The 14,065-nt window shown below is 50.7% G+C and carries 24 protein-coding genes; 4 read left to right on the forward strand and 20 right to left on the reverse strand.

The features are described 5' to 3' along the window. Positions 1-20: 20 nt before the first annotated feature. From fmt to mscL, 4 genes are all read left to right on the forward strand, one after another. Positions 21-968, forward strand: coding sequence for a methionyl-tRNA formyltransferase (fmt, locus tag G7090_RS21270; RefSeq protein ID WP_166184317.1), 948 nt, complete (start codon positions 21-23; stop codon positions 966-968). A gap of 52 nt (positions 969-1,020) precedes the next feature. After that, positions 1,021-2,307: a 16S rRNA (cytosine(967)-C(5))-methyltransferase RsmB gene (gene rsmB, locus G7090_RS21275; protein ID WP_166184319.1), complete on the forward strand. Its 1,287-nt coding sequence runs from the start codon at positions 1,021-1,023 to the stop codon at positions 2,305-2,307. A 22-nt stretch (positions 2,308-2,329) separates the two neighbouring features. Continuing rightward, positions 2,330-3,706, forward strand: coding sequence for a Trk system potassium transporter TrkA (gene trkA, locus G7090_RS21280; RefSeq protein WP_106996071.1), 1,377 nt, complete (start codon positions 2,330-2,332; stop codon positions 3,704-3,706). Positions 3,707-3,854: 148 nt separating this feature from the next. Beyond that, positions 3,855-4,271 carry a large-conductance mechanosensitive channel protein MscL gene (mscL, locus tag G7090_RS21285; protein WP_166184321.1) on the forward strand — a complete coding sequence of 139 codons (417 nt, stop codon included), beginning with the start codon at positions 3,855-3,857 and terminating at the stop codon, positions 4,269-4,271. Here mscL and G7090_RS21290 read toward each other — a convergent pair. The 20 genes from G7090_RS21290 to rplN all read right to left on the reverse strand — a co-directional run bounded on the left by G7090_RS21290 (position 4,239) and on the right by rplN (position 13,973). After that, complete coding sequence (locus G7090_RS21290) at positions 4,239-4,484, reverse strand: alternative ribosome-rescue factor A (protein WP_166184323.1); 246 nt, start codon at positions 4,482-4,484, stop codon at positions 4,239-4,241. The genes mscL and G7090_RS21290 overlap by 33 nt on opposite strands. Positions 4,485-4,539: 55 nt before the next feature. Continuing rightward, entirely contained in the window at positions 4,540-4,965 is a 426-nt protein-coding gene (gene zntR, locus G7090_RS21295) for a Zn(2+)-responsive transcriptional regulator (protein ID WP_106996073.1), read from the reverse strand. Between the two features lie 2 nt (positions 4,966-4,967). After that, on the reverse strand, positions 4,968-5,336 hold the full coding sequence (locus G7090_RS21300) for a DUF1992 domain-containing protein (protein ID WP_106996074.1): 369 nt from the start codon (positions 5,334-5,336) through the stop codon (positions 4,968-4,970). Positions 5,337-5,442: 106 nt separating this feature from the next. Next, positions 5,443-5,826, reverse strand: a complete 384-nt coding sequence (rplQ, locus tag G7090_RS21305) for a 50S ribosomal protein L17 (protein WP_001216368.1) — start codon at positions 5,824-5,826, stop codon at positions 5,443-5,445. Positions 5,827-5,866: 40 nt separating this feature from the next. Beyond that, a complete protein-coding gene (gene rpoA, locus G7090_RS21310; protein WP_002919219.1) occupies positions 5,867-6,856 on the reverse strand; it encodes a DNA-directed RNA polymerase subunit alpha in 990 nt (329 codons plus the stop codon). Positions 6,857-6,881: 25 nt separating this feature from the next. Further along, complete coding sequence (rpsD, locus tag G7090_RS21315; RefSeq protein ID WP_032614687.1) at positions 6,882-7,502, reverse strand: 30S ribosomal protein S4; 621 nt, start codon at positions 7,500-7,502, stop codon at positions 6,882-6,884. A 33-nt stretch (positions 7,503-7,535) separates the two neighbouring features. Next, positions 7,536-7,925 carry a 30S ribosomal protein S11 gene (gene rpsK / locus G7090_RS21320; RefSeq protein WP_003863312.1) on the reverse strand — a complete coding sequence of 130 codons (390 nt, stop codon included), beginning with the start codon at positions 7,923-7,925 and terminating at the stop codon, positions 7,536-7,538. Between the two features lie 16 nt (positions 7,926-7,941). Next, entirely contained in the window at positions 7,942-8,298 is a 357-nt protein-coding gene (rpsM, locus tag G7090_RS21325) for a 30S ribosomal protein S13 (RefSeq protein WP_003031135.1), read from the reverse strand. A 146-nt stretch (positions 8,299-8,444) separates the two neighbouring features. Beyond that, complete coding sequence (gene rpmJ / locus G7090_RS21330) at positions 8,445-8,561, reverse strand: 50S ribosomal protein L36 (protein ID WP_000868187.1); 117 nt, start codon at positions 8,559-8,561, stop codon at positions 8,445-8,447. A 28-nt stretch (positions 8,562-8,589) separates the two neighbouring features. Continuing rightward, positions 8,590-9,924, reverse strand: coding sequence for a preprotein translocase subunit SecY (gene secY / locus G7090_RS21335; protein ID WP_032614690.1), 1,335 nt, complete (start codon positions 9,922-9,924; stop codon positions 8,590-8,592). A 7-nt stretch (positions 9,925-9,931) separates the two neighbouring features. Beyond that, positions 9,932-10,366: a 50S ribosomal protein L15 gene (gene rplO, locus G7090_RS21340; protein ID WP_032614692.1), complete on the reverse strand. Its 435-nt coding sequence runs from the start codon at positions 10,364-10,366 to the stop codon at positions 9,932-9,934. Positions 10,367-10,369: 3 nt separating this feature from the next. Beyond that, positions 10,370-10,549: a 50S ribosomal protein L30 gene (gene rpmD, locus G7090_RS21345; protein ID WP_003863301.1), complete on the reverse strand. Its 180-nt coding sequence runs from the start codon at positions 10,547-10,549 to the stop codon at positions 10,370-10,372. A gap of 6 nt (positions 10,550-10,555) precedes the next feature. Beyond that, complete coding sequence (gene rpsE, locus G7090_RS21350; RefSeq protein ID WP_106996075.1) at positions 10,556-11,056, reverse strand: 30S ribosomal protein S5; 501 nt, start codon at positions 11,054-11,056, stop codon at positions 10,556-10,558. 14 nt (positions 11,057-11,070) lie between these two features. Further along, positions 11,071-11,424 carry a 50S ribosomal protein L18 gene (gene rplR / locus G7090_RS21355; RefSeq protein ID WP_032614694.1) on the reverse strand — a complete coding sequence of 118 codons (354 nt, stop codon included), beginning with the start codon at positions 11,422-11,424 and terminating at the stop codon, positions 11,071-11,073. Positions 11,425-11,433: 9 nt separating this feature from the next. After that, positions 11,434-11,967, reverse strand: a complete 534-nt coding sequence (gene rplF, locus G7090_RS21360; RefSeq protein ID WP_166184325.1) for a 50S ribosomal protein L6 — start codon at positions 11,965-11,967, stop codon at positions 11,434-11,436. Positions 11,968-11,979: 12 nt separating this feature from the next. Beyond that, positions 11,980-12,372: a 30S ribosomal protein S8 gene (gene rpsH / locus G7090_RS21365; protein WP_032614699.1), complete on the reverse strand. Its 393-nt coding sequence runs from the start codon at positions 12,370-12,372 to the stop codon at positions 11,980-11,982. A gap of 30 nt (positions 12,373-12,402) precedes the next feature. Then, complete coding sequence (rpsN, locus tag G7090_RS21370) at positions 12,403-12,708, reverse strand: 30S ribosomal protein S14 (RefSeq protein WP_032614701.1); 306 nt, start codon at positions 12,706-12,708, stop codon at positions 12,403-12,405. 14 nt (positions 12,709-12,722) lie between these two features. Beyond that, complete coding sequence (gene rplE, locus G7090_RS21375) at positions 12,723-13,262, reverse strand: 50S ribosomal protein L5 (protein ID WP_032614703.1); 540 nt, start codon at positions 13,260-13,262, stop codon at positions 12,723-12,725. Between the two features lie 14 nt (positions 13,263-13,276). Next, a complete protein-coding gene (rplX, locus tag G7090_RS21380) occupies positions 13,277-13,591 on the reverse strand; it encodes a 50S ribosomal protein L24 (protein ID WP_016538464.1) in 315 nt (104 codons plus the stop codon). A gap of 10 nt (positions 13,592-13,601) precedes the next feature. Next, positions 13,602-13,973 (reverse strand): 50S ribosomal protein L14, encoded by a 372-nt coding sequence (gene rplN, locus G7090_RS21385; RefSeq protein WP_004160583.1) that lies wholly within the window; start codon positions 13,971-13,973, stop codon positions 13,602-13,604. Positions 13,974-14,065 lie beyond the last annotated feature (92 nt).

Below are 14,065 nucleotides of genomic sequence, written 5' to 3' on the forward strand. Positions count from 1 at the left end.
CCCCGGATACAAGGAATAACGTGTCTACATCACTACGTATCATCTTCGCAGGAACACCTGACTTTGCAGCGCGTCATCTGGACGCGCTGTTGTCGTCTGGCCATAAGGTTGTGGGCGTTTTTACTCAGCCCGATCGCCCGGCAGGCCGTGGTAAAAAATTGATGCCGAGCCCGGTTAAAGTGCTGGCGGAAGAACATGGCTTACCGGTGTTTCAGCCTGCTTCGTTACGTCCGCAGGAAAACCAGCAGCTGGTCGCTGATTTAAATGCGGATGTCATGGTGGTTGTGGCATATGGCCTCATCCTGCCAAAAGCGGTGCTTGATATGCCGCGCCTGGGTTGCATTAACGTCCACGGCTCACTGCTTCCGCGCTGGCGCGGGGCGGCGCCGATTCAACGCTCTTTGTGGGCCGGCGATGCCGACACTGGCGTGACGATCATGCAGATGGACGTGGGTCTGGATACTGGCGACATGCTTTATAAGCTTTCCTGCCCCATTACTGCCGAAGACACCAGCGCCACGCTGTATGACAAACTGGCGGAACTTGGACCAAAAGGGCTTATCGATACGCTGCAACAGCTGGCGGATAACCGTGCTCAGCCAGAAGTCCAGGACGAAGCCCTGGTGACCTACGCCGAAAAGCTCAGCAAAGAAGAGGCCCGCCTCGACTGGTCACTTTCCGCAGCCCAGCTTGAACGTTGCATCCGGGCATTTAATCCCTGGCCAATGAGCTGGCTGGAGATAGACGGGCAGCCGGTGAAAGTCTGGCAGGCTACCGTGATTGACGGACAGGCAAACGCCGCGCCCGGAACGATTATTGAAGCCAGTAAGCAGGGTATTCAGGTCGCAACTGTTGAAGGGATCCTCAATCTGGAATCCTTACAACCTGCAGGTAAAAAAGCCATGAGCGCGCAGGACCTTCTGAACTCACGCCGCGAATGGTTTACGCCTGGCAATAGTCTCGCCTGAAATCATCTCCATTTAAGGCCCGGTGTTTCCGGGCATTTTTATTTTTGCGGTTATGAAAAAACAAAATTTACGCAGCCTGGCAGCACAGGCGATCGAACAAGTGGTCGAACAGGGCCAATCCCTGAGCAATGTCCTGCCACCGTTACAGCAAAAAGTTTCCGATAAGGATAAAGCACTGCTTCAGGAATTGTGCTTTGGCGTTCTGCGCACCTTACCTCAGTTAGAGTGGCTAATCGGCAAACTGATGGCGCGCCCGATGGCGGGCAAACAGCGCGTGCTTCATTATCTGATCATGGTCGGCTTCTATCAGTTACTGCATACCCGCATTCCGCCTCATGCCGCACTGGCTGAAACGGTAGAGGGTGCGGTTGCGGTTAAGCGTCCGCAGCTTAAGGGGCTGATTAACGGCGTATTACGTCAGTTTCAGCGCCAACAGGATGAGTTACTGGCTGAATTTACCCGCTCCGAAAAACGTTTCCTGCATCCCGACTGGTTATTAAAACGTCTGCAAAAAGCCTATCCTCAGCAGTGGGAAAAGGTGGTTGAGGCCAATAACCAGCGGCCGCCAATGTGGTTACGCGTCAACCGCAACCACCACTCCCGCGATGGGTGGCTGGCCCTACTGGAAGAAGCCGGGATGAGTGGTTTTCCGCATCCGGATTATAGTGATGCGGTTCGTCTTGCCGCACCTGCGCCGGTACTTGCTCTTCCGGGATTTGAACAAGGCTGGGTTACCGTTCAGGATGCTTCCGCTCAGGGTTGCATGACCTGGCTTGAGCCGAAAGACGGTGAGCGTATTCTCGATCTGTGTGCCGCGCCTGGCGGTAAGACAACGCATATTCTGGAAGTCGCACCTCAGGCAAGTGTGATGGCCGTCGACGTTGATGAACAGCGTCTGTCCCGGGTCTACGATAATCTTAAGCGTCTGGGCATGAAGGCTGAGGTTAAGCAGGGCGACGGGCGCACGCCTGCGCAGTGGTGCGGGGATGAGCAGTTCGATCGTATTTTACTGGACGCCCCATGTTCAGCTACCGGGGTGATTCGCCGTCATCCGGATATTAAATGGTTACGCCGCGACCGGGATATTAATGAGCTGGCACAGCTGCAGTCAGAGATCCTTGACGCTATCTGGCCACATCTGAAAACAGGTGGGACGCTGGTTTATGCCACCTGTTCCGTACTGCCAGAAGAAAATAGCCAGCAGATCGCGGCGTTCCTGAAGCGTACGCCAGATGCGCGTCTACATCTGACCGGTACGCCAGAGCAGCCCGGCAAACAAAACCTGCCTGGGGCAGAAGAAGGCGATGGCTTCTTTTACGCTAAGCTAATCAAAGCGTGATGTTGATAACGGGTCACAAGATATGAAGATAATCATTCTGGGCGCGGGACAGGTGGGCGGTACGCTGGCAGAAAACCTGGTCGGTGAGAATAATGACATCACTATCGTTGATACCAATGGCGATCGTCTGCGCAGCCTGCAGGATAAATTCGATCTGCGTGTGGTTCAGGGGCATGGCTCCCATCCCCGGGTATTACGTGAAGCCGGTGCGGATGATGCCGACATGCTGGTTGCCGTTACCAGTTCCGATGAAACCAATATGGTTGCCTGTCAGGTGGCCTATTCGTTATTCAACACGCCAAACCGTATCGCGCGTATCCGTTCCCCGGATTATGTACGTGATGCCGATAAGCTGTTCAATTCCGATGCGGTTCCGATCGACCATCTCATCGCGCCAGAACAGCTGGTTATTGACAGTATCTACCGGCTGATCGAATACCCTGGAGCACTGCAGGTAGTGAATTTCGCGGAAGGCAAAGTCAGTCTTGCGGTGGTAAAAGCCTATTATGGTGGCCCGCTGATTGGTAACGCGCTCTCCACCATGCGCGAACATATGCCGCACATCGACACCCGCGTTGCGGCGATTTTCCGTCATGACCGCCCTATCCGCCCGCAAGGCTCCACTATTGTCGAAGCCGGAGATGAAGTGTTCTTTATCGCAGCGTCGCAACATATTCGCGCGGTGATGAGTGAGCTTCAGCGACTGGAAAAACCCTATAAGCGGATTATGCTGGTCGGAGGCGGTAATATCGGTGCCGGTCTGGCTCGCCAGCTAGAAAAAGATTACAGCGTTAAGTTGATCGAACGCGATCAACAGCGGGCTTCTGAGCTGGCCGAAAAACTGCAGAATACGATCGTTTTTTATGGCGATGCGTCGGATCAGGAGCTGCTTGCCGAAGAGCATATCGATCAAGTCGATCTTTTCATCGCGGTTACCAACGATGACGAAGCCAACATCATGTCAGCGATGCTGGCAAAAAGGATGGGGGCGAAAAAGGTAATGGTGCTTATCCAGCGCCGCGCCTATGTAGATCTGGTGCAGGGAAGCGTTATCGATATTGCGATTTCGCCACAACAGGCCACCATTTCTGCCCTGCTGAGCCATGTGCGTAAAGCGGATATCGTGGGCGTATCTTCTCTGCGTCGTGGGGTGGCAGAAGCTATCGAAGCCGTGGCGCACGGCGATGAGAGTACGTCTCGTGTGGTTGGACGTTCCATTGATGAGATTAAGCTCCCACCGGGTACCATCATTGGCGCGGTAGTGCGGGGCAATGACGTGATGATCGCCAATGATAATTTACGTATTGAGCAGGGGGATCATGTGATTATGTTCCTCACTGATAAAAAGTTTATTACCGACGTCGAACGCCTCTTCCAGCCGAGTCCTTTCTTCCTGTAATACCTCAAAGGTGCTGTTATCAGCACCTTTACTTATTTAACCCAATAATATGTAAGGGTTATATTTCTGTGACGCATATCTCTCTTCAATGGCAATCCGCTAATGATTTGTTAGACTTGTATTTGTCAGCTGGCACAAGGAGAACAAAATGAGTTTTATTAAAGAATTTCGCGAATTTGCGATGCGCGGGAATGTAGTGGATTTGGCTGTGGGTGTAATTATTGGTGCAGCGTTTGGTAAGATCGTTTCATCACTGGTTGCTGATATCATCATGCCCCCGCTGGGATTGTTAATTGGCGGGATTGATTTCAAACAATTCGCCATAACCCTGCGTGAAGCACAAGGTGATATTCCTGCAGTAGTAATGCATTACGGCGTGTTTATTCAAAACGTATTTGATTTTGTGATTGTTGCTTTTGCCATCTTCATGGCTATAAAGCTCATCAACAGATTGAACCGTAAGAAAAAAGAAGAACCTGCTGCACCGGCAGCCCCATCGAAAGAAGAAGTATTGCTGACAGAAATTCGTGACTTACTGAAAGTGCAGAACAACCGCACTTTGTAAGGCTCTGAAAGCAAGAAGGCCAGTGGTAAGAAAGCGATTCGCTTCCTTGCCACTGGCCTCCCAGTTACCCCGTTTTGCATGTTTAGTTTTACGCAGATAACTTCCTTTCCCTTTCTTATTCTTCTCGATCCGCTGTCTGAATAAAGGATCATGTAATAATGCCTCGATAGCATTATCGTTGATTTGACCTTTCTTATGCTGATAATGACTCATAAATTCTCCGGTATATAAAATATCCACGCGAGTGTAGAAGCTGACGGCAATAAAATCAACAGCCGCGATTTTCCCCGTTTGCTCCCTGCTCGAGGGTTTCCAGTATAGAGCAGTAGACGCTGCTGTGCGCGGTGCCACAACAGGCATCATTCAATCTCTGGAGTGACAGACGCATCGTTTGTAACTCTTCAATTCGCGCTTCGACCTCACTCAGCCTCGCCTGCACAATGCTTTTTGATTCCTGGCAGGTATGGTGTTCGGGATCGATACGGATCGACAGTAGTTCCCGGATCGACTCCAGCGTAAATCCCAGCTGCCGGGCATGGCGAATAAACTTCAGACGCTGAAGATCCTTATCGGTATACAACCGAAAGCCACCTTCCGTGCGAATTTCATGCTCCATCATCTGCTGCTTTTCGTAATAACGGATGGTGTCAGGGGTGACGTCAGCCAGCTTCGCAATCTCACCAATACGATACATCGTTATTCCTCATTCATTTTTGACGCTAACCGATCGGCATAGTCGCCACGCAGGAAATCTGTGTTCACTCCCGCCTGACGAAGCTTAAGCTCAAGCAATGCAAGACGACGGCTGTAATCCGTATGCTCTGCAGACCCCTGTCTGACCGAATCGAGTAATTGAGCGAGTTCAACTGCCTCTTTACGCTGCTCAAGCTCTGGCGGCAGGCAACCTGCATTTTTCAACATCCGATAACCCGCTCTCAGTTCAGCAGGAACATGAGAATCATCGTCCAGCATTAACGGTTGCCCACTCCCGGGCAGATTATCAAATTCACCCTGGCGTTGAGCATCAAGAATGTGTCGTTCTGCCCACAGGTCAAGTAACCACATAGCAAAACTCCGCAGAGAATAAAATGAATACGACTATTGTAGGAAAGTGGGGATCCAGCAGATATAAAAAAACCCGCCGAGGCGGGTTTTTTTACGTTGCTACAGATTACTCTGCAGCAGCTTCTGCTTTCTCTGAACGATCAACCAGCTCGATGTAAGCCATCGGCGCGTTGTCGCCTGCACGGAAGCCACACTTCAGAATACGAGTGTAACCACCGGCACGGCTCGCGAAACGCGGGCCCAGTTCGTTAAACAGTTTTGCCACGATCTCGTTATCACGAGTACGGGCGAATGCCAGACGACGATTAGCAACGCTGTCAGTCTTGGCAAGAGTAATCAGCGGCTCAACTACGCGACGCAGCTCTTTCGCTTTAGGCAGGGTCGTCTTGATGATCTCATGACGAACCAGTGAACCTGCCATGTTGCGGAACATAGCCTGGCGATGGCTGCTGTTGCGGTTCAGTTGACGACCACTCTTACGATGGCGCATGACCTTATCCTTCTCAGTAAAACCTTAACCTGTGATCCGGTTACTCGTCAGCAATGCTTGCCGGTGGCCAGTTTTCCAGGCGCATGCCCAGAGACAGACCACGTGAAGCCAGCACGTCTTTAATCTCAGTAAGAGATTTTTTACCCAGGTTCGGCGTTTTCAGCAACTCAACCTCGGTACGCTGTACCAGATCACCGATATAGTGGATAGCTTCTGCCTTGAGGCAGTTAGCAGAGCGGACAGTCAATTCCAGATCGTCAACAGGGCGCAGCAGGATCGGATCGAATTCTGGTTTCTCTTCTTTCACTTCCGGCTGACGTACATCACGTAAGTCAACGAAAGCTTCAAGTTGTTCTGCCAGGATGGTTGCCGCACGACGAATCGCCTCTTCAGGATCGATTGTGCCGTTGGTTTCCATTTCGATGACCAGCTTGTCCAGGTCGGTACGCTGTTCTACACGCGCTGCTTCAACATTGTAGGCAATACGCTCTACAGGGCTGTAACATGCGTCGACCAGCAGACGGCCGATTGGGCGCTCATCTTCTTCCGAATGAATTCGGGCAGAAGCCGGCACATAACCACGACCGCGCTGAACTTTGATACGCATGCTAATAGCTGCGTTCTCATCGGTCAGGTGGCAGATCACGTGCTGCGGCTTGACGATTTCAACATCACCGTCGTGGGTGATGTCGGCTGCAGTCACAGGGCCAATGCCAGATTTATTCAGAGTAAGAATAACTTCATCTTTACCCTGAACTCTCACCGCCAGCCCTTTCAGGTTGAGCAGGATTTCAAGGATATCTTCCTGAACGCCTTCTTTGGTGCTGTACTCATGAAGTACACCATCAATCTCAACCTCGGTCACCGCGCAACCCGGCATCGATGAGAGCAGAATACGGCGCAGTGCGTTACCCAGAGTATGGCCAAAGCCACGCTCTAAAGGCTCAAGGGTCACCTTGGCGTGCGTCGAACTCACTTGCTCGATATCTACCAGGCGCGGTTTTAGAAACTCTGTCACAGAACCCTGCATTGTGTCCTCTCTTTGGTACTAAGCTTTACTTGGAGTAAAGCTCGACGATCAGGTGTTCGTTAATGTCCGCAGACAGATCAGAACGTTCCGGCTGACGCTTGAACGTGCCTTCCATCTTGCCAGCATCAACTTCCAGCCAGGTTGGCTTTTCACGCTGCTCAGCCAGCTCCAGAGCGGCTTTCACGCGAGATTGCTTTTTCGCTTTCTCACGAATGCTAACAACGTCATTCGCTTTAACCTGATAAGAAGCGATGTTAACAACACGACCGTTTACCATGATTGCTTTATGGCTAACCATCTGACGTGCTTCAGCACGAGTGGCGCCAAAGCCCATACGGTATACAACGTTGTCCAGACGACCTTCCAGCAGAGCCAACAGGTTTTCACCGGTGTTGCCTTTCAGACGTGCTGCTTCTTTATAGTAGTTACGGAACTGACGCTCCAGCACACCGTACATACGGCGAACTTTCTGCTTTTCACGCAACTGCACACCATAGTCAGACAGACGCGGTTTACGCGCACCGTGCTGGCCAGGAGCTTGTTCAATTTTACACTTGGTATCGATCGCGCGAACGCCAGACTTAAGGAATAAGTCGGTACCCTCGCGACGGCTAAGCTTGAGCTTAGGACCCAAATATCTTGCCATTTTCTATCTCCAACAATCCTAGAAACGAACGCGTTATACGCGACGTTTTTTCGGCGGACGACAACCGTTATGAGGGATCGGAGTCACATCAGTAATATTAGTGATGCGGAAACCAGCGGCGTTCAGAGCACGAACAGTAGATTCGCGACCCGGACCCGGACCTTTTACCATAACTTCCAGATTCTTGATGCCGTATTCTTTTACGGCTTCAGCGCAACGCTCTGCTGCAACCTGAGCTGCGAACGGAGTGGATTTGCGTGAACCACGGAAACCGGAACCACCGGCTGTTGCCCAACCCAGTGCGTTACCCTGACGATCAGTAATAGTAACGATGGTGTTGTTGAAAGAAGCATGGATATGAGCCACGCCGTCAGAGACTTGTTTTCTTACACGCTTACGTGCACGAACTGGTGCCTTTGCCATTATTCAATCACCCCGATTATTTCTTGATCGGTTTGCGCGGACCCTTACGGGTACGTGCGTTGGTCTTGGTGCGCTGGCCGCGAACCGGGAGACCACGACGATGACGCAAACCGCGATAGCAACCAAGGTCCATAAGGCGCTTGATGCTCATGCTAACTTCACGGCGCAGATCACCTTCAACGACAAATTTGGCAACTTCGTCACGCAGCGTGTCGATTTGTTCTTCAGACAGCTCACTGATCTTAACATCTTCAGCGATACCCGCTGCAGCCAAAATGGCTTTTGAACGGGTCTTGCCGACGCCGTAGATCGAAGTTAATGCGATCACAGCATGTTTCTGATCAGGAATGTTAATGCCTGCTATACGGGCCACTATGCACTCCTACTATTTAATATGTACGCACCATGCTGAAAAGCCCGTTTTCAGGATACTCAAATGGAAACGTACAGACATACAAAAGATTGGCTGGCTAATCTAGCCAGCTCAACCCAACTTTGCAAGAAAAATATGCGAAATAATCAGCCTTGGCGCTGTTTATGCTTCGGCTCGGCACTGCAAATCACACGGATGACACCATCACGCTTAACGATTTTGCAGTTACGGCATAATTTCTTGACGGAAGCACGAACTTTCATTTTTACTCTCCGTAACTTCTCGAGCGACCTATTGTCGGCCGTAGCCTTTAAGGTTCGCCTTCTTCAATGCAGACTCGTACTGACTCGACATCATCAGAGTTTGCACTTGAGCCATAAAGTCCATAATCACGACAACAACGATAAGCAGTGAGGTCCCACCGAAGTAGAACGGTACTTTCATTGCATCACGCATGAACTCCGGGATCAGGCAAATAAAAGTAATATAAAGCGCACCAACCAAAGTCAGGCGAGTCATTACTTTATCGATATACTTCGCCGTTTGCTCTCCCGGACGAATTCCTGGTACAAATGCACCGGACTTCTTCAGGTTATCTGCTGTTTCACGCGGGTTGAAGACCAACGCCGTGTAGAAGAAACAGAAGAAGATGATCGCAGACGCATAGAGTAACACATAAAGTGGTTGCCCAGGCTGCAAATACAGCGAAATTGTTGTCAGCCAGTTCCAACCAGTCCCGCCCCCGAACCATGACGCGATGGTCGCCGGGAACAGAATAATACTGGAAGCGAAGATTGCCGGGATAACCCCTGCCATATTCACTTTCAGCGGTAAATGTGTGCTCTGTGCAGCATAGACACGACGACCTTGCTGACGTTTAGCGTAGTTTACCACAATGCGGCGTTGACCACGTTCAACGAAAATAACAAAGAACGTCACTGCAAATACTAATACTGCAACCAACAGCAACAGGAGGAAGTGCAGGTCGCCTTGACGCGCTTGCTCGATAGTGTGGGCAATGGCTGGCGGGAGTCCCGCAACAATACCAGCGAAAATAATGATCGAAATACCGTTGCCGATACCACGTTCAGTAATTTGTTCGCCGAGCCACATCAGGAACATGGTTCCTGAGACCAGACTTACAACAGCGGTGAAATAGAATGCAAAGCCTGGGTTAATAACCAGGCCCTGCATACCAGGCATATTCGGTAGACCGGTAGCAATACCGATCGACTGGAATATTGCCAGCACCAGAGTGCCGTAACGGGTGTACTGGCTGATCTTACGACGACCAGACTCCCCTTCTTTCTTCAGCTCTGCCAGGGTCGGATGAACGACCGTCAGCAGCTGGATAATAATCGATGCCGAAATGTACGGCATGATACCCAGAGCAAAGATTGAAGCACGGCTGAGAGCACCACCAGAGAACATGTTGAACATTTCAATGATGGTGCCACGCTGTTGCTCAAGCAGTTTGGCAAGTACAGCGGCATCAATACCAGGGATCGGAATGAAAGAGCCAATACGGAACACAATAAGCGCACCGATTACAAACAACAGTCTGCGTTTCAGCTCGCCTAAGCCACCTTTGGCACTTTGAAAATCTAATCCCGGTTGTTTAGCCATCTGCTACTTATTCCTCGATTTTACCGCCAGCAGCTTCGATAGCAGCACGAGCACCTTTAGTAACACGCAGGCCACGAACAGTTACCGGAGTAGAAACTTCACCAGCCAGGATCACTTTCGCGAACTCGATCTGGATACCGATAATGTTTGCTGCTTTCAGCGTGTTCAGGTCTACAACGCCGCCTTCAACTTTCGCCAGGTCAGACAGACGAACTTCGGCTGTGATCGCTGATTTGCGAGAGGTGAAGCCGAACTTCGGCAGACGACGGTACAGTGGCATCTGGCCACCCTCGAAACCGCGACGTACGCCACCGCCAGAACGAGAGTTCTGACCTTTGTGACCACGACCACCGGTTTTGCCGAGGCCAGAACCGATACCACGACCCAGGCGTTTACCCGCCTTTTTAGAGCCTTCGGCCGGAGACAGAGTATTTAAACGCATCTCTTACTCCTCAACTTTAACCATGAAGTAAACCGCGTTGACCATACCACGAACAGCAGGAGTATCCTCGCGCTCAACGGTATGACCAATACGACGCAGACCCAGGCCAAGCAGCGTTGCCTTATGTTTCGGCAGACGTCCGATTGCACTGCGGGTTTGTGTAATTTTAATAGTCTTTGCCATGGTCAATTACCCCAGAATTTCTTCAACGGATTTACCACGCTTGGCAGCGACCATTTCTGGAGATTTCATATTTTCCAGGCCATCAATAGTTGCACGAACCACGTTAATCGGGTTGGTGGAACCATATGCTTTAGCCAGAACGTTATGAACTCCAGCAACTTCCAGAACGGCGCGCATTGCACCACCGGCGATGATACCGGTACCTTCGGAAGCTGGCTGCATGAAGACACGAGAACCCGTGTGAGTACCCTTAACAGGGTGCTGCAGGGTGCCGTGGTTCAGCGCGATGTTAATCATATTGCGACGGGCTTTTTCCATCGCTTTCTGGATCGCTGCTGGAACTTCACGCGCTTTACCGTAACCAAAACCAACGCGGCCATTACCATCACCAACAACAGTCAGAGCTGTGAAGGAGAAAATACGACCACCTTTAACGGTTTTAGATACGCGGTTAACCGCGATCAGCTTTTCCTGCAGTTCGCCAGCCTGTTTTTCGATGTGAGCCATCTTACACCTCTACCTTAGAACTGAAGGCCAGCTTCACGGGCAGCATCTGCCAGTGCCTGGACGCGACCATGATATTGGAACCCGGAACGGTCAAAGGACACAACTGTGATGCCTTTTTCCAGAGCGCGTTCAGCAACAGCTTTACCTACAGCTGCAGCGGCGTCTTTGTTACCGGTGTACTTCAATTGTTCAGTAATAGCTTTTTCTACAGTAGAAGCAGCTACCAGAACTTCAGAACCGTTTGGTGCAATTACCTGTGCGTAAATATGACGCGGGGTACGATGTACCACCAGGCGAGTTGCACCCAGCTCTTTGAGCTTGCGGCGTGCGCGGGTCGCACGACGGATACGAGCAGATTTCTTATCCATAGTGTTACCTTACTTCTTCTTAGCCTCTTTGGTACGCACGACTTCGTCGGCGTAACGAACACCCTTGCCTTTGTAAGGCTCAGGACGACGGTAGGCGCGCAGATCTGCTGCAACCTGACCGATCAGCTGTTTATCAGCGCCTTTCAGCACGATTTCAGTTTGAGTCGGACATTCTGCAGTGATACCGGCCGGCAGCGGATGCTCAACAGGGTGTGAGAAGCCCAGAGACAGGCCTACTGCATTCCCTTTGATCGCTGCACGATAACCTACACCAACCAGCTGAAGCTTTTTAGTGAAGCCTTCGGTAACACCAACAACCATTGAATTCAGCAGGGCACGCGCGGTACCAGCCTGAGCCCATCCATCCACGAAACCATCACGTGGACCGAAGTTCAGTGCATTGTCTGCATGAGTAACTTCAACAGCTTTGTTGAGGGTACGAGTCAGCTCGCCATTTTTACCTTTGATCGTAATAACCTGACCGTCGATTTTTACATCAACGCCGGCAGGAATAACGACCGGTGCTTTAGCAACACGAGACATTCTTTCCTCCGATTAGGCTACGTAGCAGATAATTTCGCCACCAAGACCAGCTTGGCGCGCTGCACGATCAGTCATAACACCTTTAGAGGTAGAAACAACTGCGATACCCATGCCGGCCATAACTTTTGGCAGCTCATCTTTTTTCTTATAGATGCGCAGGCCTGGGCGGCTGACACGCTGAATGCTTTCTACAACAGCTTTACCCTGGAAATACTTAAGAGTAAGTTCCAGTTCCGGCTTGGTGTCGCCTTCAACTTTAAAATCTTCGATAAAACCTTCTTCCTTCAGCACGTTGGCAATTGCCACTTTCAGCTTGGCGGAAGGCATGGTGACCGCAACTTTGTTCGCGGCCTGACCGTTACGGATACGGGTCAGCATATCCGCGATCGGATCTTGCATGCTCATCTGTCTTTACTCCCGTGATTCAATTGGTAATTACCAGCTAGCCTTTTTCAAGCCTGGTACTTCACCGCGCATGGCGGCTTCACGCAGTTTGATACGGCTCAACCCGAACTTGCCCACGAAACCATGTGGACGACCTGTTTGACGACAGCGGTTACGCTGACGAGACGGGCTGGAATCACGCGGCAGAGACTGCAGCTTGAGAACAGCATTCCAACGATCTTCGTCGGAAGCGTTCACATCAGAAATGATCGCTTTCAGTTCAGCGCGTTTAGCGAAGAATTTATCAGCTAAAGCTACGCGTTTTACTTCGCGTGCTTTCATTGATTGCTTAGCCATTCAGTAACCCTACCTTACTTGCGGAACGGGAAGTCAAACGCAGCCAGTAGAGCACGGCCTTCTTCGTCAGAGTTCGCAGTAGTGGTAATGGTAATATCCAAACCACGCACGCGATCGACTTTATCGTAGTCGATCTCTGGGAAGATGATCTGCTCACGGACACCCATGCTGTAGTTACCACGACCGTCGAAAGACTTAGCGGACAAGCCACGGAAGTCACGGATACGAGGTACAGCAATAGAGATCAGGCGCTCAAGGAACTCCCACATGCGTTCGCCACGCAGAGTTACTTTACAGCCGATCGGATAGCCCTGACGGATTTTGAAGCCTGCAACAGATTTGCGTGCTTTGGTGATCAACGGCTTTTGACCGGAGATTGCTGTCAGATCAGCTGCTGCGTTATCCAGCAGTTTCTTGTCAGCGATCGCTTCACCAACACCCATGTTCAGGGTGATCTTCTCGACCCGAGGGACTTGCATGACAGAATTGTAGTTAAACTCAGTCATGAGTTTGTTAACTACTTCGTCTTTGTAGTAATCATGCAGTTTCGCCATCGTACTACTCCAAATTACTTGATAGTTTCGCTATTAGATTTGAAGAAACGGACTTTTTTGCCGTCTTCGAATCTAAAGCCTACACGGTCAGCCTTACCGGTTGCCGCATTGAAGAGTGCAACGTTAGAAACCTGAATAGCAGCTTCTTTTTCAACGATGCCACCTGGTTGGTTCAGGGCCGGAACCGGCTTCTGATGTTTCTTAACCAGGTTGATACCTTCAACAATGATCTTGCCGGAAGACAGAACATTTTTTACTTTACCGCGTTTACCTTTATCTTTACCGGTTAACACGATAACTTCGTCATCACGACGGATTTTCGCTGCCATGATTCGCTCCTTAGAGTACTTCTGGTGCCAGAGAGATAATTTTCATGAACTTTTCAGTACGAAGTTCACGAGTTACCGGCCCAAAGATACGCGTGCCGATAGGCTGCTCGCTGTTATTATTTAAAATAACGCATGCATTACCATCGAAGCGAATGACAGAACCGTCAGGGCGACGAACACCCTTCCTGGTGCGCACCACTACCGCTTTCAGCACATCACCTTTTTTGACCTTACCACGTGGAATTGCTTCCTTGATGGTGATCTTGATGATGTCGCCTACGCCTGCGTAGCGACGGTGCGAGCCACCCAGAACCTTGATACACATTACGCGACGTGCACCGGAGTTGTCGGCGACGTTCAGCATAGTCTGTTCTTGGATCATTTCAGTGCTCCGCTAATGTCAACTACTACCTGAGACTCTAAAATCAGAGCCGTTAAAAAGCCCCATATCGAGGGCGCGGCATTATAACACCG

The organism is Leclercia sp. 29361 (genome assembly GCF_011290365.1).
GTDB classification, from domain to species: domain Bacteria; phylum Pseudomonadota; class Gammaproteobacteria; order Enterobacterales; family Enterobacteriaceae; genus Enterobacter; species Enterobacter tamurae.